General features: G+C 71.5%; 15 protein-coding genes. 7 read left to right on the forward strand and 8 right to left on the reverse strand.

The features are described 5' to 3' along the window. Positions 1–177: 177 nt before the first annotated feature. From C6Y14_RS19730 to C6Y14_RS19740, 3 genes are all read right to left on the reverse strand, one after another. Positions 178–2,172, reverse strand: a complete 1,995-nt coding sequence (locus tag C6Y14_RS19730; RefSeq protein ID WP_107018047.1) for an ATP-binding protein — start codon at positions 2,170–2,172, stop codon at positions 178–180. Continuing rightward, positions 2,169–2,924, reverse strand: coding sequence for a DUF4255 domain-containing protein (locus tag C6Y14_RS19735; RefSeq protein WP_107018229.1), 756 nt, complete (start codon positions 2,922–2,924; stop codon positions 2,169–2,171). The genes C6Y14_RS19730 and C6Y14_RS19735 overlap by 4 nt, the downstream gene beginning before the upstream one ends. Positions 2,925–3,169: 245 nt before the next feature. Further along, positions 3,170–3,838: a helix-turn-helix transcriptional regulator gene (locus C6Y14_RS19740; protein WP_107018048.1), complete on the reverse strand. Its 669-nt coding sequence runs from the start codon at positions 3,836–3,838 to the stop codon at positions 3,170–3,172. Positions 3,839–4,080: 242 nt separating this feature from the next. On the opposite strand from C6Y14_RS19740, the gene C6Y14_RS19745 reads away from it, so the two are divergent. Next, positions 4,081–7,374: a helix-turn-helix transcriptional regulator gene (locus C6Y14_RS19745; protein ID WP_107018049.1), complete on the forward strand. Its 3,294-nt coding sequence runs from the start codon at positions 4,081–4,083 to the stop codon at positions 7,372–7,374. Between the two features lie 68 nt (positions 7,375–7,442). Continuing rightward, the gene (locus C6Y14_RS19750) at positions 7,443–7,964 is read left to right on the forward strand and encodes a GNAT family N-acetyltransferase (RefSeq protein ID WP_107018230.1); all 522 of its coding nucleotides are present in this window, start codon (positions 7,443–7,445) and stop codon (positions 7,962–7,964) included. Between the two features lie 183 nt (positions 7,965–8,147). Here C6Y14_RS19750 and C6Y14_RS19755 read toward each other — a convergent pair whose 3' ends face one another. Continuing rightward, a complete protein-coding gene (locus tag C6Y14_RS19755) occupies positions 8,148–10,433 on the reverse strand; it encodes a (Fe-S)-binding protein (RefSeq protein WP_107018050.1) in 2,286 nt (761 codons plus the stop codon). A 542-nt stretch (positions 10,434–10,975) separates the two neighbouring features. Here C6Y14_RS19755 and dnaK point away from each other — a divergent pair. The 4 genes from dnaK (at position 10,976) to C6Y14_RS19775 (ending at position 15,292) form a co-directional block, all read left to right on the forward strand. Further along, positions 10,976–12,841 (forward strand): molecular chaperone DnaK, encoded by a 1,866-nt coding sequence (gene dnaK, locus C6Y14_RS19760; protein WP_107018051.1) that lies wholly within the window; start codon positions 10,976–10,978, stop codon positions 12,839–12,841. Then, positions 12,838–13,521, forward strand: a complete 684-nt coding sequence (grpE, locus tag C6Y14_RS19765; protein WP_107018052.1) for a nucleotide exchange factor GrpE — start codon at positions 12,838–12,840, stop codon at positions 13,519–13,521. The genes dnaK and grpE overlap by 4 nt, the downstream gene beginning before the upstream one ends. Positions 13,522–13,608: 87 nt before the next feature. Further along, complete coding sequence (gene dnaJ, locus C6Y14_RS19770) at positions 13,609–14,811, forward strand: molecular chaperone DnaJ (protein WP_107018053.1); 1,203 nt, start codon at positions 13,609–13,611, stop codon at positions 14,809–14,811. Between the two features lie 7 nt (positions 14,812–14,818). Next, complete coding sequence (locus C6Y14_RS19775; protein ID WP_107018054.1) at positions 14,819–15,292, forward strand: heat shock protein transcriptional repressor HspR; 474 nt, start codon at positions 14,819–14,821, stop codon at positions 15,290–15,292. A gap of 82 nt (positions 15,293–15,374) precedes the next feature. Here C6Y14_RS19775 and C6Y14_RS19780 read toward each other — a convergent pair whose 3' ends face one another. Next, positions 15,375–15,872, reverse strand: a complete 498-nt coding sequence (locus C6Y14_RS19780; RefSeq protein ID WP_107018055.1) for a MarR family winged helix-turn-helix transcriptional regulator — start codon at positions 15,870–15,872, stop codon at positions 15,375–15,377. 140 nt (positions 15,873–16,012) lie between these two features. Here C6Y14_RS19780 and C6Y14_RS19785 point away from each other — a divergent pair, with 140 nt between their 5' ends. Beyond that, positions 16,013–17,266, forward strand: a complete 1,254-nt coding sequence (locus C6Y14_RS19785; RefSeq protein WP_107018056.1) for an amidohydrolase family protein — start codon at positions 16,013–16,015, stop codon at positions 17,264–17,266. 27 nt (positions 17,267–17,293) lie between these two features. Here the strand turns inward: C6Y14_RS19785 and C6Y14_RS19790 are convergent, their stop codons facing one another. Genes C6Y14_RS19790 through C6Y14_RS19800 form a run of 3 tightly spaced genes read right to left on the reverse strand, consistent with a single transcriptional unit; the run spans position 17,294 to position 18,439 of the window. Beyond that, positions 17,294–18,034 carry a class I SAM-dependent DNA methyltransferase gene (locus C6Y14_RS19790; RefSeq protein WP_107018057.1) on the reverse strand — a complete coding sequence of 247 codons (741 nt, stop codon included), beginning with the start codon at positions 18,032–18,034 and terminating at the stop codon, positions 17,294–17,296. Further along, positions 18,027–18,224 (reverse strand): DUF397 domain-containing protein, encoded by a 198-nt coding sequence (locus C6Y14_RS19795; RefSeq protein ID WP_107018058.1) that lies wholly within the window; start codon positions 18,222–18,224, stop codon positions 18,027–18,029. Before C6Y14_RS19795 ends, C6Y14_RS19790 begins: the two co-directional genes overlap by 8 nt. Positions 18,225–18,244: 20 nt before the next feature. After that, positions 18,245–18,439 carry a DUF397 domain-containing protein gene (locus C6Y14_RS19800; RefSeq protein ID WP_107018059.1) on the reverse strand — a complete coding sequence of 65 codons (195 nt, stop codon included), beginning with the start codon at positions 18,437–18,439 and terminating at the stop codon, positions 18,245–18,247. Positions 18,440–18,443 lie beyond the last annotated feature (4 nt).

Genomic DNA, 18,443 nt, shown 5'->3' on the forward strand with positions numbered 1-18,443 from the left:
TCCCCACCACGGGGGCAACCCCGCACGTCTGTCCGTTCCGGATCCGTCCGAGAGGCAGCGTAACCAGTGGGATGGGTGGGAAAGGGCAGGTCACATGGGGTGTCAGCTGATCGAGGCCCGCAGCTCACCGGGGGGTGGGCCGCAGTTCACCGGGGCGTCATACGAGCCCCTGGACGGCTACCAGTTGCCCTCTCCGGGGACCAGCCGGCCCGCCTTGCGGTACTCGCGTTCCGCGCCCTCGCGCAGGTCCGCCGTCGTGGCCGGGGCGCCGCGTCCGGCCGCCGCGTAGGCGGCGGTGACGACCGCGCTGCGGATCGAGCCGCCCGCCAGCTCGAAGGCCTCGGCGACCGCCGAGGGGTCGGTGCCCTCCTCGCACGGCACCGCGGCGAGACTGTGCCGCCACAGGGCGAGGCGCTGCCCGGGGTCGGGGAACGGGAAGTCGATCACCAGGTCGAGGCGCCGGGTGAACGCCTCGTCGATGTTGGCGCGCAGGTTGGTGGTCAGCAGCGCGATGCCGTCGAAGGACTCCAGGCGCTGGAGCAGGTAGGCGCTCTCCATGTTGGCGTACTTGTCGTGGGAGTCCTTGACCTCGGAGCGCTTGCCGAAGACCGCGTCCGCCTCGTCGAAGAGCAGTACCGCGTCCGTGCGGTCGGCCTCGGTGAAGATCCGCTCCAGGTTCTTCTCGGTCTCGCCCACGTACTTGTCGACGATCGAGGAGAGCTGCACCACGTACAGGTCCAGGCCGAGTTCGGCGGCGACGACCTCGGCCGACAGGGTCTTGCCGGTGCCGGACTCGCCCGCGAAGAGACCGAGGACACCGCGGCCCCGGCCGCCGCCCGCGCTGAGCCGCCAGTCGCCGAGGACCTGGTCGCGGTGGCGGGCGCGCAGGGCCAGTTCGTGCAGCTGCGCGAGGGGCTTGTCGGGCAGGACGAGGTCCTCCCAGCCCACGTCGGGCCTGATCCGCCGGGCATGCTGCTCAAGACCCGAGGCGGACTGCTGGCGTGCGGCGAGCCGCAGATGCGCGGCGGTCACCGGGGTGCCGTCGAAGACGGCGAGGGTCCGGGCGGCCTGCGCGGCCCGCAGGATGCGGTCGCCGCCGAGCCGGTAGGGGGCCACCGTGGCGGCGAGGTCGAAGCCGGGCTCGTCCCGCAGGGCGGCCGACCAGACGTCGACCGCGCCGGCCCGCTGCCGGGGCGCGTCGAGGACCAGCGGGTCCTGCTCGCACCACTGCGGGTCGTACGGCCGCGACCCGGTGAGCAGCACCGGCACCCCGGAGTGCGCCAGCGCCCGTACCAGCGGACCGGGCTTCTCGGGCAGGGCGGACGCCACGACGGCGGCGTCGCGCAGCCGTGCCTCCCGCAGGAGTTCGGGGACGCGGTCCTCGGGGCCCGTGAAGTGCAGGGCCTCGTACCCGGCGGTCCGCAGCGCGGCGGCGGCACCGGCGAGCCCGTCGCCCTCGCGGTGTTCGCGCAGATAGACGGTCAGGGGCGCGGTGCTCAGCCGGGCGGCGAGCTTGTCGGTGAACCCGTCGTCGTGCGAGGGCGCGGCGGTCACCAGCGGATGGACGTGGCCGACCAGCGCGGGATCCAGGGTGTCGTCGCCGAGCAGATGCGCGATGAGCCGGTCGGGTACGCGCAACGCCCGGCTCAGGAAGGGGCGTTCGGGATCCTCGACGCTCAGCAGTCCGAGCGCGGTCAGGGGCGCCGAGGGATGGAAACGGGCCCGCGCCCCGGCGAAGTGCACGGGCAGCCCGCACAGGTCGAGGGCGAGCCCGGTGGTGGCGCGGCGCCTGCTGACGTCGTCGTTGAGATACCCGTACAGCGACTCGAAGGAGCGCTCCAGGTCGGGGGCGAGGGCGATCAGCAGGATCCGCAGGTCCAGCTCGGTGAGCCCGAGCCGCACCGCGAGCAGTTCCAGCCGGTCGGCGCCGTCGCCCTCGTACGCCGCCCCGTCCCCGTCGCCCGGCTCGTCCTCGAAGGCGGAGGGGTACGAGGTCGTCGTGGGCCCGAGCAGGTGCCGTACGGCCTCGTCGGAGAGGTACAGGCCGCGCAGCGGATCGCCCGCCGTGGGATCCCCGGCGGTGCGTTCGTCGACCAGCTCGCCGACGCGGTCGCGCAGTCGGGCCAGCCGGAGCAGGAGCGTGTCGGACGTGAGCGGGGCGTGGGCGGTCACTTGTGCCGTTCTCCGGTGTTCTGCCGATCGCCGGTGTCCTGCCGGTCACCGGTGTTCTGTCGGTCACCGGTGCTGCCGTGCTGACCGGGACTGTCGTTCTCGCGGGTCCCGGTGCCCAGGGGCGAGGACTTGAGGTGCCGCGGCCGGTGCCGGCGTTCCTCCGAACCCTCCAGCGAGCCGTCGATACCGCGGATGCGTACGCCCGCGCCCTCCGTGACCGGGGGGCCGGCGTCGTACTCGGGGAAGGCCGGGAAGGGCGCGGTGACGACGAGGTCCAGGGACGGCTTCAGTTCGCCGCCCATCGCCGACCAGATCTCGGCCAGCGACCGGGACTCGGTGTGCAGCCCGGCCACCGTGAGCGGGATGGACAGGCCCAGCGCGCCGAGCGGGCCCGGCAGTTCGCTCGCGGGGATCAGCTCATGGGGCAGCAGGGTCGCCAACGCGGCCGACAGCAGCCGGTGTTCGTCCAGCGGCTGCTTGGTCCACGCGGTGACCAGGTACGACAGCCGGAACCAGCGGGGCGGCTGACGGCGGCGTACGACGATGTCGCGGTCGTCGCGCACGGCGGTGTGGCCGCGCTGGCGCCGGGAGACGTCCTCGCGGATGTCGTACAAGTAGGTGTTGATGGTCGGCGCGTTGCGCCGGGCCGCCCAGTCGCGGGTCGGGGCCTCGAAGGAGACGTCGATGCCGGACCCGGCCAGCGCACCGCCCCCGAGCAGCCGCTTGAGGACCTCGTCCACCTCGTGGATCACCGTCGCGCTCCCGCCCTGCCGTGCCGTGCCCTGCCGTACCGCCACCGGATGACGGCGCGGCTGTTCCGCGGCGACACCGCAACCGCCGTCGTGGACCGCTGTTGTCACCGATTGACCGCTGTCGTGACCGACGACCGCCGTCGTAACCGATCGTGCCTGTGATGGCTCCGTCTCCGCAGGCACGCCGGGGACGACCGGCGGGCACAGAGTGCTGCCCCCGTGTCCGCCTCCGGCTGCCCGTTCGATCAGATGTAGCCTTCGCGGAGGGCATGTGCCACCGCATGCGCCCGGTTGCGCAGATGCAGCCGGGTGGTGAGCCCGTGCATCACGTTCTTGACGGTCCGTTCGGAGTAGGACAGCTTGCTGGCGATCTCCCCGGTGTCGAGCCCCTCGGCGACGAGTCTCAGCACGTCCACCTCACGCGGTGCGAGCCCCGAGGAAGGGGCCCCGGGATGGCTGCTCGCCGTGCGGTGCAGCGAACCCACCTGGCTGATCAGCCGGCCGAGCAGATCGGCGGGCAGATCGCCGTCGCCCCGCGAGGCCGCGACGACCGCCTGCACCAGCCGGTGCGCGGTGGCCTCGTGGCGCCACACGATGGCGCCGACCCCGCACTCGATGACGTCGAGCAGCTCGGTCTCGCGGATCATGCTCACCACGAGGACGGCACGGGCGCCCTCGCTGCGCACCAGTCTGCGCAGCCGGGACAGCGCGGCCTCGTCCAGCGTCTCGCTGATCAGCAGGGCGACGGTGTCGGGTCCTGTCTCGGTCTCCTCGCGGAGGTCGATCACCGGGTGCTGTCTCAGCTGGCTGAGCGCTCCCTCCCGGGTGATCGGATCCGAGGCGTGTACCGCCACCGGTATTCGGGACTCGGGCTCTGCCGTGCCCGGAGCCGCGGTCCCAAACGAGCTGCGCAACTCACTCCCCTATGTTCACGAGCCCGTCACCTCTGTGGCGTCCGTGACGGGCGTGCGGTCATCACACTTCTGGGGGCCGTGTGTCCGGCGCAATCGTGGAGCACCACGAGACACACCACGAGATCGGAAACCACATCGGAAACGGCGTTGCATAAATGACAGTGGGTCATCTCACGCAACGGGAGCCGTCCGTTCCGCCGTCCCACACAGTGGGCCGCACCACGGCCGCGAGGGAGGCAGGGATGTACGTACCACTGCTTGAGCGTCGTCAAACCCTGGAACTGGTGGCCGCCGAGGCCGCGCGCGCCCGCGCCGGAACCGGTCGGCTGGTGCTGCTGCGGGGTGCCACCGGTACGGGCCGTTCCGCGCTCCTCGAAGCCGCCGCCGAGCAGGCGGAGTCGGCCGGGATGCGGGTGCTGCGGGCCCGCTGCTCACCCGACGACACGGCGCTGCCCTTCTCGGCGGTACGTCAACTGCTGGGCCCGCACGCGGAGTTCGCCGAGGTACGGGAGGTGCCGGACGAACGGGCCCGGGGGGCCTGGCTGTGGCGGCTGCTGCGTTCCTTCACCGCCGGGCCGCCGCTCCTGGTGACCGTGGACGACGTCCATCTCGCGGACGACGCCTCGCGGCGCTGGCTCGTCGACGCCGCCCGGCGGGTGGACCGCTTACCGGTGCTGCTGGTGGTGACCGAGCGCAGCCAGTACGACATGGACGCGCCGTCGGCGGGCCTCGCCCACACGCTCTCCCCCGCACTGGTACGCACCCTCACCCTCGCCCCGCTGGGGGCCGACTCCACGGCACAGCTGGTCCGTTCCGACTTCGGCACGGTCCCGCAGGCGTGGGTGGAGGACTGCGTACGGGCGAGCGCGGGCAGTCCGCTGCTGCTGCGCGCCCTGCTGGACGACCTGCGCGGCACCCTGCCGGCCACGGTGCCGAGGGCGAGCGCCGCGCTGTACCCGGGGGCGTACCAGGCCGCGGTCTCCTGGTGGCTGGACAGTGCGGGCCCCGCGACGACGGAGGTGGCCCGGACCCTGGCCACCCTCGACGACACGTTGCCGGGCCCACGCGTCCGGACATCGTTCGATGCGCCGAACGGCGCGACGCCGGTGGACCGGCGGGGGCCGGCCTGGCCCGAGGCCGGATCGTCGGCCGTCGCTGCCGCCTCCGCGGACACCGGTGCCCGGGGCGCGGAGGCCGCGTCCGCCGGGAGCGGGCCCGACGGCGATGCGGGCTGCCCGGACGCGGGTGACCCCACCCACGGCGAACCGGCGGAGCACGGCCGGGCCCGGCCCTCGAAGACGCCCCGGCCTGCCGGCGAGGGTCCGCGCGCTGACGGCTTCTCCGGCGAGGGTCCGCGTGCTGACGGCTTCTCCGGCGAAGGTCCGCGCGCTGACGGCTTCTCGGGCGTCGGCTCCGCGGACGGCGGCGTTGCCGGGGACGCCACGGCTGTCGGCGGCGCGATCGCGGACGCCGCGACTCCCGGGGGTACGGCCGCGGACGCCCCACTTCCCGGCGGCCCCGGCGGCCCCGGCGGCCCCGCCGCAGACACCCCCGCCGCAGACACCCCCGCCCTCACCGACCTGCCCCCGGACGACACCGCCGCGCGTGAGCTCGCCGAGTTGCTCGGTGGGGTCACCGACGCCGATCCCGCGCGGGTGACGGGGTGGCTGACCGCCATGACACGGCTGGGGTTCCTGCGGGCCGGCGCCGACGGGCGTCCCCACTACGCCCACCCCCTGCTGCGGGACGCGGTGCTGAGCGGCTGGCCCGTGGCCCGGCGACGGGCCGCGCACCGCCGGGCCGCCGAGGTCATGCTGCGGCGCGGCGAACGCGCCGAGATCGTGGCCGGCCAGTTGCTGCGCGCCGACGCCGTCGGCGAGCCCTGGGTCACCGGCGTCCTGCTGGACGCCTCCGCGATCGCCGTCCACGACGGCCGCACCGCCGACGCCCTCCCCTATCTGCGCCGGGCCCTGGACGAACCCCTCCCGGACGACCACCGCCAGCGGCTCCTCACCGAACTGGGCTCCCTCGAATACGCCACCGTCCGCTCCTCCGCCGGCATACCCCGCCTCGCCGAGGCGGTACGCCTGCCGGGCGTCCCGCAGGACCGGGTACGGGCCGCGGTCGCCCTGGGCACCGCACTCGCGGGCCGGGGCGAGGCCCGCGCCGCCGTCGACGTACTGCGCTCCCTCGACTCCCAGCTCACGGGCCACCCCGACCTGGCCCGCACCGTGCAGATCGCCTCCGCGCTGCTCTCCGACCAGGACCACGAGATCAGGCAGGAGGTCTACCGCTGGCTGCGGGAGAGCGCCGGCCGCTCACCGCACCTCGTCGGCCCCGCGGGCCAAGCCCTGCTCGTACGGTACGAGGCCACCGCGGGCCTGCTCTCGGCGGACGCCGCCATGGAACGCGTACGAGCCCTCCTCGCCGAGCCCGTCGAACCGCTCGCGGAACCCTTCCTGCTGGGAACGGCCGCCGCCGTCGCGCAGTGGGCCGACGAACTCGAAGAGGCCGAGCGGCTCGTCGGACGCGGCTTGGCCCGACAGCGCCCCTCCCTGCTGCACCCGATGCACCGCGCCCTGCTGAACGTCCACGCCGACATCGCCGCCGCCCGCGGCGACTACGCGCGCCTGCTCACCGGCCCCGAGGCCCGGCCGTCCCCCGGCGCCCGGCTGGGCCCGGGCAACGGCCAGGCCCACGCCGTGATCGCGCTCGTCGAGACCGGCCGGGCGGTGGAGGCCCGCCGGCTCGCGGGCGGCTTCGACCTGCGGGAGGCGAAGGACTCCTGGGAGGTGAACCGCTTCCTGTACGCGCGAGGAGTGCTGCGGGCCGCCGGCGGTGACCTGGCGGGCGCACTCGACGACTTCCTCGAATGCGGACGCCGGCAGTCCGCGCGCGACGTGCTGAGCCCGGTCGTCACCCCCTGGCGGACCGCCTCCGCGGAGTGCCGGCTGGCGCTCGGCCGCCCCCGCGAGGCACTGGAACTGGCCGAGGAGGAACTGCGCCTGGCCCAGGTGTGGAACACCCCGCGACCGGTCGGCCGTGCCCTGCGCGTCCTCGGCATGGCGACCGGCGGCAGACGCGGCCTGGAACTCGCCGACCAGGCCGTACGCGTACTGCGGGACGCCCCCGCGGACGTACCGCTCGACACCGAACTGATCCCGGCGCTGGTCGCGCAGGGACGCCAGCTCACCGCCGCCGGGGAACGGGCCCGCGCCCGCGACTGCCTGCGGGAGGCGGCCGAACGCGCCGAACGGCTGGGCGCCGTACGGCTGCGGGCCGACGCCGAGCAGGCCCTGCGCGAGGGCGGCGCCCGCCGCACCACGACGGCGCTCACCGGGTCGGGCGCGCTCACCGGCAGCGAACGCCGGATAGCCGAGCTGGCCGCCGACGGCCGTACGAACACGGAGATCGCGGAACTGCTGCACCTCGCCCGCCGCACCGTGGAGACGCATCTGACCAGCACCTACCGCAAGCTGGGCATCCGCCGCCGCGGCGAACTGACGACCGCGCTCGGCGGTCGGCGGGGCGGCTGACGGCACGGCCGCCCACGCGGCCGGACTTCTCTTTGCGGCGCCCCGCCCCCGCCTTCCACACTGACCTGGTGCTGACACGACGTGAGACCCCCGCCGACGTATCCGCCGCACGCGCCGTGATCGCGGCGGCCTTCGCCAGGCCGGACACCCCGGACCCGGTGGAGGCGACCCTGCTCGACGCGCTGCGTACCTGCGAGGGCTGGCTGCCCGAGCTGTCGTACGTGGCGGTCGACGAGACCGCCGGGAACGAGGTCGTCGGCCACGTGGTCTGCACACGCGGACACATCGACGGCGTACCGGCCCTCGGACTCGGCCCGATCGGCGTCCGCCCCGACGCGCAGCGCCTCGGCACCGGCCTCGCCCTCATGCACGCGGTGCTCGGCGCGGCCGACGCCCTCGGCGAACCGCTCGTCGCGCTGCTCGGCAGCCCCGCCTACTACGGCCGCTTCGGCTTCCGCCCCGCCACCGACCTCGGCATCCTGCCGCCCGACCCGTCCTGGGGCACGTACTTCCAGATCCGCCCCCTGACGACGTACGCCCCGAGCCTGCGCGGCACATTCAGTTACGCGGCCCCGTTCGACGACGTCTGAGCGACGGCTCGTTCTCAGGGCTGTGGTCCCGCCCGACGACGTCTGACCGGCGGCGCGCCGCTTTCAGGGGCGCGGGGAACTGCGCGGACGGCCCCCACCGGCGGTCGGCCGAAACGCGACGAGCGGCCCCCCACCGTTTCCCGACAGGGAATCCGGCAGGGGACCGCTCAGGGGTCCGGACCGCTACTTGACCGGCTCGGGCTGAGGCTCGCTCTCCGCCTCCGCCGCACCCGCCGGAGGCTCAGGCAGGGTCTTGACCGAGTCCAGCAGCAGCTGAGCCACGTCCACGACCTGCACGGACTCCTTGGCCTTGCCGTCGTTCTTCTTGCCGTTGACCGAGTCGGTCAGCATGACGAGGCAGAACGGGCAGGCGGTCGAGACGATGTCGGGGTTCAAGGACAGCGCCTCATCGACACGCTCGTTGTTTATGCGCTTGCCGATCCGCTCCTCCATCCACATCCGCGCGCCACCCGCACCGCAGCAGAAGCCGCGCTCCTTGTGGCGGTGCATCTCCTGCTGGCGCAGGCCCGGCACGGCGGACATGATCTCGCGCGGAGGCGTGTAGATCTTGTTGTGCCGGCCCAGGTAGCAGGGGTCGTGGTAGGTGATGAGGCCGTCGACCGGGGTCACCGGGATCAGCTTGCCCTCGTCGATGAGGTGCTGGAGCAGCTGGGTGTGGTGGATGACCTCGTAGTCGCCGCCGAGCTGCGGGTACTCGTTGCCGAGGGTGTTCAGGCAGTGCGGGCAGGTCGCGACGATCTTCTTCGCGGACTTCGGCTTCCTCGACTCCGCGGTGACCTTGCCGTCGTCGTCCATCTCCTCGCCGAAGGCGGCGTTGAGGGACATGACGTTCTCCATGCCGAGTTCCTGGAACAGGGGCTCGTTGCCGAGGCGGCGGGCGGAGTCACCGGTGCACTTCTCGTCGCCGCCCATGATGGCGAACTTCACGCCCGCCATGTGCAGCAGCTCGGCGAAGGCCTTGGTGGTCTTCTTCGCCCGATCCTCCAGAGCACCGGCGCAGCCGACCCAGTACAGGTACTCGACCTCGTCCAGGTCCTCGATGTCCCGTCCGACGACGGGGATCTCGAAGTCGACCTCCTTGGTCCACTCAAGACGCTGCTTCTTGGCGAGCCCCCAGGGGTTGCCCTTCTTCTCCAGGTTCTTGAGCATCGTCCCCGCCTCGGACGGGAACGCGCTCTCGATCATCACCTGGTAGCGGCGCATGTCGACGATGTGGTCGATGTGCTCGATGTCGACAGGGCACTGTTCGACGCAGGCGCCGCAGCTGGTGCAGGACCACAGGACGTCGGGGTCGATGACCCCGTTCTCCTCAAGGGTCCCGATGAGCGGCCGCTCAGCTTCGGCGAGGGCGGCGGCAGGCACATCCTTCAGCTGCTCGGCAGTCGCCTTCTCGTTCCCCTCCATGTCCTTACCGCCACCCGCGAGGAGGTACGGGGCCTTGGCGTGCGCGTGATCACGCAGCGACATGATGAGGAGCTTCGGGGAGAGCGGCTTGCCGGTGTTCCAGGCGGGGCACTGCGACTGGCAGCGCCCGCACTCGGTGCACGTGGAGAAGTCGAGCAGGCCCTTCCAGGAGAACTGCTCCACCTGGCTGACACCGAAGACGTCGTCGTCACCGGGATCGGTGAAGTCGATGGGCTTGCCGCCGGAGGTCATGGGCTGAAGGCCGCCCAGGGCGGTACCGCCGCTCGCCTCCCGCTTGAACCAGATGTTCGGGAAGGCGAGGAAGCGGTGCCAGGCGACACCCATGTTGGTGTTGAGCGAGACGACGATCATCCACACGAAGGACGTGCCGATCTTGATCGTCGCGACGAGGTAGACCAGGTTCTGCAGCGTGCTCAGGCCGAGGCCCTTGAAGGCCAGGACCAGCGGGTACGAGGCGAAGTACGCGGCCTCGTAGCCCTCGACGTGGTGGAGGGCGCCTTCCAGGCCGCGCAGCACGTAGATGGCGAGGCCGATGGTGAGGATGACGTACTCGACGAAGTAGGCCTGGCCGGACTTGGAGCCCGCGAACCGCGACTTGCGGCCGGCCCGCGAGGGCAGACTCGCCAACCGGATCGCGATGAGCACGGCGATACCGAGGATCGTCATCACGCCGATGAACTCGATGTAGAGCTCGAACGGCAGGAACCCGCCGATGACCGGCAGCACCCAGTCGGCCTGGAAGAGCTGGCCGAAGGCCTGGACGAGGGTCGGTGGCAGCGTCAGGAAGCCGACGGCGACGAACCAGTGGGCGAAGCCGACGATGCCCCACCGGTTCATCCGGGTGTGACCGAGGAATTCCTTCACCAGCGTGACGCTTCGCTGATAGGGATTGTCGGTCCGACTCCCGGCGGGGACCGGCTGGCCGAGCTTGAAGTACCGGACGAACTGGCCGATGGCGCGTGCGATGAGCGCGACGCCGACCACGGTCAGGACCAGCGACACGATGATCGCGGCGAGTTGCATTTCGGGGCTCCTCGGGCCTGCGAGGGTCATTACTGAGCGGTAGCTTACGCAGTCCTACGAGACTACCCATTCCTACGTCCGCACTGTAGTCAGCCCCACGGTGATCTGCGTCGCTGAGGCATACCTGGGTACGCGTGGCGGGGCTTGTCCGCGCAGTTCCCCGCGCCCCTTATGGGTGGCGCTACGCCCCGAGCCTTTTCGTCGGGTGCGGGCCCGGTGGGGGTTGCTCGCGCAGTTCCCCGCGCCCCTGAAGGGGCAAAAGCAGGGGCGCAGCCCCGCTTTTGAGGGGCGCGGGGAACTGCGCGCTCAGCCCCCACGCACCCGCACCCGACGACGGCGGACGCAGTCTTTTAGGGGCGCGGGGAACTGCGCGGACGGCCCCCGCCGGGCCGCAGGGGGCCGTCGACCCGCAGGTCAGGGACCAAGGTGCGCGTAAGCAGGAGATAAGAGTTGAGCCCCCACGACTCACCTCTGTTGACCACGCGGCAAGCGTCATGCACACTTGAGTCCGTTCCACTCAAGTCATTGCTGGAGGAATTGAAATGGCACGTGCGGTCGGCATCGACCTGGGCACGACTAACTCCGTCGTCAGCGTTCTGGAGGGCGGTGAGCCCACCGTCATCACCAACGCCGAGGGCGCCAGGACCACGCCGTCCGTCGTCGCCTTCGCCAAGAACGGCGAGGTGCTCGTCGGCGAGGTCGCGAAGCGCCAGGCGGTCACGAACGTGGACCGGACCATCAGGTCGGTCAAGCGTCACATGGGCACGGACTGGAAGATCGAGCTCGACGGCAAGCACTTCAACCCGCAGCAGATGAGCGCCTTCATCCTGCAGAAGCTGAAGCGCGACGCCGAGGCGTACCTGGGCGAGAAGGTGGCCGACGCGGTCATCACCGTCCCGGCGTACTTCAACGACTCCGAGCGTCAGGCGACGAAGGAGGCCGGCGAGATCGCGGGCCTGAACGTCCTGCGCATCGTGAACGAGCCGACCGCCGCGGCCCTGGCGTACGGCCTCGACAAGGACGACCAGACGATCCTCGTCTTCGACCTCGGTGGCGGCACGTTCGACGTGTCCCTCCTGGAGATCGGTGACGGCGTCGTCGAGGTGAAGGCCACCAACGGTGACAACCACCTCGGTGGTGACGACTGGGACCAGCGGGTCGTCGACTACCTGGTGAAGCAGTTCGCGTCCGGCCACGGTGTGGACCTGGGCAAGGACAAGATGGCTCTCCAGCGCCTGCGCGAGGCCGCGGAGAAGGCGAAGATCGAGCTGTCCTCCTCCACGGAGACGTCGATCAACCTGCCGTACATCACGGCCTCCGCCGAGGGCCCGCTGCACCTGGACGAGAAGCTCACGCGCGCCCAGTTCCAGCAGCTGACGGCAGACCTGCTGGAGCGCTGCAAGACGCCGTTCCACAACGTCATCAAGGACGCCGGCATCCAGCTGTCCGAGATCGACCACGTCGTTCTCGTCGGTGGCTCCACCCGTATGCCGGCCGTGGCCGAGCTCGTCAAGGAGCTGACCGGCGGCCAGGACGCAAACAAGGGCGTCAACCCGGACGAGGTCGTCGCCATCGGCGCCGCCCTGCAGGCCGGTGTTCTCAAGGGTGAGGTCAAGGACGTCCTGCTCCTGGACGTGACCCCGCTGTCCCTCGGTATCGAGACCAAGGGAGGGATCATGACGAAGCTCATCGAGCGCAACACCACGATCCCGACCAAGCGGTCCGAGATCTTCACGACGGCCGAGGACAACCAGCCGTCCGTCCAGATCCAGGTGTACCAGGGCGAGCGCGAGATCGCGGCGTACAACAAGAAGCTCGGGATGTTCGAGCTGACCGGTCTGCCGCCGGCCCCGCGTGGCGTGCCGCAGATCGAGGTCGCGTTCGACATCGACGCCAACGGCATCATGCACGTGACCGCGAAGGACCTCGGCACGGGCAAGGAGCAGAAGATGACCGTCACCGGCGGCTCCTCGCTGCCGAAGGACGAGGTCGACCGCATGCGCCAGGAGGCCGAGCAGTACGCGGACGAGGACCACCGCCGCCGCGAGGCCGCCGAGGCCCGCAACCAGGGCGAGCAGCTCGTCTACCAGACGGAGAAGTTCCTCAAGGACAACGAGGACAAGGTCCCCGGCGACGTCAAGACCGAGGTCGAGACGAGTGTCGAGGAGCTGAAGGCCGCGCTCAAGGGCGAGGACACCGCCGAGATCCGTACGGCCACCGAGAAGGTCGCCGCCGTCTCCCAGAAGCTGGGCCAGGCGATGTACGCCGACGCGCAGGCCGCTCAGGGTGGAGCCGGCGCTGAGGCCCCGGGCGCCGGCCCGGACGCCGGTGCCAAGGCCGCCGACGACGACGTGGTCGACGCGGAGATCGTCGACGAGGACCGTGACCGCAAGGACGGTGCCGCGTGACCGAGGAGACTCCGGGCTTCGACGAGCAGCCCGACGTCCCCTCCGGCGCCACCCCTGAAGACGCCGAGCCGAAGGCCGCCCCCTCCTCCGCGGAGGACGGGGCGGCCCCGGCCGGGGACACGGCAGCAGCTCAGTCAGCAGCCCAGATCGCAGGCCTGACGGCCCAGCTGGACCAGGTGCGTACGGCGCTCAACGAGCGTACGGCGGACGTCCAGCGGCTCCAGGCCGAGTACCAGAACTACCGCCGCCGGGTCGAGCGTGACCGGATCGCGGTCAAGGAACTCGCCATCGCGAGTCTCCTGACCGAGCTCCTGCCCGTGCTCGACGACATCGGCCGCGCGCGGGAACACGGCGAACTGCTCGGCGGTTTCAAGTCGGTGGCCGAGTCGCTGGAGACCGTCGCGGCCAAGATGGGCCTGCAGCAGTTCGGCAAGGAGGGCGAGCCCTTCGACCCGATGATCCACGAGGCCCTGATGCACTCGTACGCGCCGGACGTCACGGAGACGACGTGCGTGGCGATTCTGCAGCCGGGGTATCGCTTCGGCGAGCGCACCATCCGCCCCGCGCGGGTGGCGGTCGCCGAGCCGCAGCCGGGAGCGCAGCCCGTCAAGGGCGACGAGACGGATGCGGGGACCGCGGCGGCCGACGACAAGGAGAGCGGTGGCCCGGACGAGGGCTGACGTGAAACAGGGCGTACGCGCGCCCCTTGGCACGGAGAACGTCGAGCGCGTACGTGACGGTGGCGTACGGAAGGAGGGGCGTCGAGGATGAGCACCAAGGACTTCATCGAGAAGGACTACTACAAGGTCCTCGGCGTCCCCAAGGACGCCACCGAGGCCGAGATCAAGAAGGCGTACCGCAAACTCGCCCGCGAGTTCCACCCGGACGCCAACAAGGGGAACGCGCGCGCCGAGGAGCGCTTCAAGGAGATCTCCGAGGCGAACGACATCCTCGGGGACCCCAAGAAGCGCAAGGAGTACGACGAGGCCCGCACCCTCTTCGGCAACGGCGGCTTCAGGCCCGGCCCGGCCGGTTCGGGCGGCTCCTTCAACTTCGACCTGGGGGACCTCTTCGGAGGCGGCCCCCAGGGCGGAGCGGGCGGCGGCGGTCCGCAGGGCGGGGCCGGTGGCTTCGGCGGCGGCATAGGGGACGTCTTCGGCGGACTCTTCAACCGCGGCGGTGCGGGCCCCGGTGCCCGCACGCAGCCGCGGCGCGGCCAGGACATCGACACCGAGGTCACACTCAGCTTCACGGAGGCCGTGGACGGGGCGACCGTCCCGCTGCGGATGACCTCGCAGTCACCCTGCAAGGCCTGTTCGGGCACCGGCGACAAGAACGGCACACCGCGCGTGTGCCCGACCTGCGTCGGCACCGGCCAGGTGGCACGCGGTTCGGGCGGCGGTTTCTCGCTGACCGACCCGTGCCCCGACTGCAAGGGCCGCGGCCTGATCGCGGAGCACGCGTGCGCGGTCTGCAGCGGCTCGGGACGCGCCAAGTCGTCCCGGACCATGCAGGTCCGTATCCCCGCGGGGGTCTCGGACAGCCAGCGCATCCGGCTCCGCGGCAAGGGCGCACCGGGCGAACGGGGCGGCCCGTCGGGCGACCTGTACGTCACGGTGCACGTGGACACGCACCCGGTCTTCGGCCGCAAGGGCGACAACCTCACCGTCACCGTGCCCGTCACCTTCACGGAGGCGGCACTGGGCGGCGAGGTCCGCGTGCCCACGCTCGGGGGGCCTCCGGTCACCCTGAAACTGCCGCCGGGAACCCCCAACGGCCGTACGATGCGGGCCCGCGGCAAGGGCGCGGTCCGCAAGGACGGCTCGCGCGGGGACCTGTTGGTCACCGTCGAGGTGAGTGTTCCGGCGGACCTGACGGGGAAGGCTCGTGACGCGCTTGAGGCGTATCGCGAGGCGACCGCGGAGGAGGATCCGCGGGCCGAGCTGTTCCAGGCCGCGAAGGGAGCATGAGGACATCATGGACGCACCCGGACGCCGTCGGCAGAACTCCTTCACCGGCAGGGCCTACGAGCTGACGGAAGAGACACCGGTGTACGTCATCTCGGTGGCCGCCCAGCTCTCCGGTCTGCACCCGCAGACGCTGCGTCAGTACGACCGCCTCGGCCTGGTCTCCCCGGACCGCACGGCCGGGCGCGGCCGGCGCTACTCGGCCCGCGACATCGAACTGCTGCGCACCGTCCAGCAGTTGTCGCAGGACGAGGGCATCAACCTCGCCGGCATCAAACGCATCATCGAGCTGGAGAACCAGGTCGCCGCACTCCAGTCCCGGGTCGCGGAACTGTCGTCGGCCCTGGAGGGCGCGGCGGCGACCATGCAGCAGCGCGAGGCCGCGGTGCACGCCTCGTACCGCCGCGACCTGGTCCCGTACCAGGAGGTCCAGCAGACCAGCGCGCTGGTGGTGTGGCGCCCCAAGCGCCCACCGACGGACTGACCCGGACGCGCAGTCACATCGGCCGAGGGGCCCGGAGGTTCATTCGAACCTCCGGGCCCCTTGTCTGTGAGAGCTGTGCCTACTACTGCGGAGATGCCCCACCGCCCGGCGCGGGCAGCCGGGCGGTGGAGTCCGTGTACTTGAGGAGGAGGCGGGCGAATTCGAGCCGCTCGGACTCGGGCCAGTCGCGGGTGATGTATTCGAACGCCTGCCGCTGCTGGTGGCGGAACCGGCTGAGGAGAGCGGTGCCCTCCTCCGTGAGGTGCAGCACGGTGCGGCGGCCGTCCTGCTGCGAGGCCGCGCGGACCAGATAGCCGTGGGAGATGCAGTCGCTCACCATGCGGCTGGCCACCGACGGGTCCACCAGCAGGTGCTCGGCGAGTCCGCCGACCGTCATCTCCGTGTCCGCCTCGGCTGCCTCGTCGACGATGTTGAGGACCAGGTTGCGCTTGAGGTCCTTGGGTCCCGACGGGGGGTCGACCGGCGCCTGCATGGTGCGCCGCCTGAGCCGGGCGAAGGCCGCGCCGACGGCGTCCAGGAGGGCCTGGCCCTGCGGCATGGAGGCGTCCTTGTCAGTCACCCGGGCACCTTATCGCATGTATCTGCGGAACACAGATACATGCAAAGATGCATGGAGTTGCCGGTTGCATTAATGTGGTGTTCGCGGTGGGAGCGCTCGGCACCGGCTGAGGGACCGACCTGCCCGGAGAAGAGAGAGTCATGATCACAGCCATCATCAACGGCCGGGTGTTCGACGGTGAGCACGTGCTGGAGGACACCACCGTCGTGCTGGACGGAGCGCGGATCACCCAGGTCGGAGGCGAACCGCCCGCCGGGGCGGACATCGTCGACGCCGCCGGCGGCACCTTGCTGCCCGGTCTGTTCGACGCCCATGTGCACACCTCCGAAGCGGCGCTCGCGCTGGCACTGCGGTTCGGGATCACCACCGAACTGGAGATGCAGGGCTTGAACACCGGGCCCGCCCGCGCGCACATCACGGGGGACGACTCCCTCGCCGATGTCCGCTCCGCGGGGTTCGGCATCACTCCTCCCGGGGGCCACCCGAGCGAACTCATGCCGAAGGGCTTCAAGCCGGGCGGCCACCGCGGACGGGGCGACGGGGACGCGCCGCGCGAGATGCCTCCGATGCCTCTGATGCCGTTCTCCACCACGCCGGAGGAAGCGGTCGCCTTCGTCCCCCAGCTGGTCAAGGCGGGTTCGGACTACATCAAGTTCATGGTCGACGACGGCAGCGTCGAGGGCCACCCCGGTCTGCCCATGCTCGACCAGGCGACGCTGAGCGCCGGGGTCGCGGAGGCCCACCGGCACGGGATGCTCACCATCGCCCACACGCTGACCGTCGACGCGACGCGGATGGCGATCGAGGCCGGTATCGACGGCTTCGCGCACCTGTTCATGGACCGGCCGCACACCGAGGAGATCATCGGCCTCATCGCCGACTCCGGCGCGTTCGTCGTCCCCTGCGTCGTCCTGAACGCCTCCATGATGGGCATCACGGGAGCGTCCCTCTCCGCGGACCCGCGCGTCGGCTCACGCCTGGACGAGGCGTGGACGAACGCCCTGAACGCCAGCTACGACCGCTACCCGCAGGGCAGGCTTGAGGACGTCCTGGCCTCGGTCAAGGCCCTGCACGACGCGGGCGTCGACCTCCTGGTGGGCACCGACTCGGCCCCCATGCCGCTGATGTTCATGGGCGGGGTGGTCCACGGCGCGAGCGTCCACCAGGAACTGCAGTACCTCGTCCGGGCCGGCCTCACCCCGGTCCAGGCCCTGCGCGCGGCGACCGCGACCCCGGCACGGCGCTTCGGCCTCCCGGACCGCGGCCGTATCGAGGAGGGCCTGCGGGCCGACCTGCTCCTCGTGGACGGCGACCCCACGACCACGATCGGCGACACCCTCAACCTGCGCGAGGTCTGGCGCCGCGGCACCCGCATGACGCTCTCGGCGTCCTAGGCGCCGTGCCGTCACGCGGGAACTGGCTCAGGAGGAAGCCGTTCCCGGCCGCCGCGCGACGAAGACGAACTCCCGGCCCGGCCGGTCGGGTGCGTCGCGGACGCCGCGCACCGCGTAGCCCTGGGCGGCCAGGTCGGCCTCGACCTCCTCGCGCTCGCGAAAACGCAGCGTCGAGTCCGAGGTGAGCACCTGCCCGTCCGCGGCGAACACGTAGGTCTGGCGGAAGGACACCAGCTGTCCGTCGATCCCGGTCAGCTCGGTCCAGCTCTCCACGGCACCGACACCGGGGATCTCCGTCACGCCGTACGAGGCGGCGCGGTTCCACTCCTCCCAGGCACGCCGGGCCGGATCGCGGACCTCGAACACGAAATGCCCACCGGGCCGCAGGGCTTCGTAGGCACCCCGCAGGGTCTCCCGCCACTCCCCGTCGCCGACGATCTGCTGGGCCGCGTTGGCCGTCATGGTCGCGAGGTCGACGCGGAGGGGAGGGAGCGCGGTGGCGTCCCCGTGGATCCACCGCACCGTCTCGCCGCGCGGTTTGCCCCGGGCGACATCGAGGGACGCCCGCGCCGGGTCGACCCCGACGACCTCGATCCCGCGCGCGGCGAGCAGCAGCGCGAACACCCCGGTCCCGCAGCCGATGTCGAGCACGCGCCGCGCCCCGAACTCCTCCGCGACACGGAGGTACGCGTCAAGGTCACCACGATCGGGATCGAGCGGGTCGTAGATCGCGGCGAGCCGGGGATGCCCGAAGTTCTCGTCAGCCATTGCGCTGCGCGGGGCCGCGGGCGTGGTGCAGCAGTGCGGCGAGGCTCTGCGGTGCGGTGGCGAGGATGATGTCGGGGTCGTCGCTCTCGCGGAGGCGGAGGGTTCCGGCGGGGGTGGTGGCTATTTCAAGGCAGTTGCCTTCGGGGCCGCCGCTGAAGGATGACTTCTGCCAGTTGTTCAGCGCAGGCATGTGGGCCTCCTCTGCGTTCCTCAGCCATTGCCCTGCGCGGGGCGACGGGCATGGTGCAGCAGCCCGGCGAGGGCCTGCGGCTCGGTGGCGAGGATGACGCCGGGGGCCTCGCTCTCGCGGAGGCGGATCGTTCCGTCGGGGGCCGTGGCTATGTACAGGCACTCACCTTCCGGACCTCCACTGAACGTCGACTTCTGCCAGTTGAGTTCCGGCATCGAG

This window comes from Streptomyces dioscori (assembly GCF_003024195.1).
Classification (GTDB): Bacteria; Actinomycetota; Actinomycetes; order Streptomycetales; family Streptomycetaceae; genus Streptomyces; species Streptomyces dioscori.

What these genes read in the sequence shown, in the direction of transcription:
- C6Y14_RS19745 (WP_107018049.1), top strand. Translation starts at nt 4,081, where the DNA reads ATGTACGTACCACTGCTTGAGCGTCGTCAAACCCTGGAACTGGTGGCC.
- C6Y14_RS19755 (WP_107018050.1), bottom strand. Translation starts at nt 10,433, where the DNA reads ATGCAACTCGCCGCGATCATCGTGTCGCTGGTCCTGACCGTGGTCGGC.
- dnaK (WP_107018051.1), top strand. Translation starts at nt 10,976, where the DNA reads ATGGCACGTGCGGTCGGCATCGACCTGGGCACGACTAACTCCGTCGTC.
- dnaJ (WP_107018053.1), top strand. Translation starts at nt 13,609, where the DNA reads ATGAGCACCAAGGACTTCATCGAGAAGGACTACTACAAGGTCCTCGGC.
- C6Y14_RS19775 (WP_107018054.1), top strand. Translation starts at nt 14,819, where the DNA reads ATGGACGCACCCGGACGCCGTCGGCAGAACTCCTTCACCGGCAGGGCC.
- C6Y14_RS19785 (WP_107018056.1), top strand. Translation starts at nt 16,013, where the DNA reads ATGATCACAGCCATCATCAACGGCCGGGTGTTCGACGGTGAGCACGTG.
- C6Y14_RS19790 (WP_107018057.1), bottom strand. Translation starts at nt 18,034, where the DNA reads ATGGCTGACGAGAACTTCGGGCATCCCCGGCTCGCCGCGATCTACGAC.
- C6Y14_RS19795 (WP_107018058.1), bottom strand. Translation starts at nt 18,224, where the DNA reads ATGCCTGCGCTGAACAACTGGCAGAAGTCATCCTTCAGCGGCGGCCCC.
- C6Y14_RS19800 (WP_107018059.1), bottom strand. Translation starts at nt 18,439, where the DNA reads ATGCCGGAACTCAACTGGCAGAAGTCGACGTTCAGTGGAGGTCCGGAA.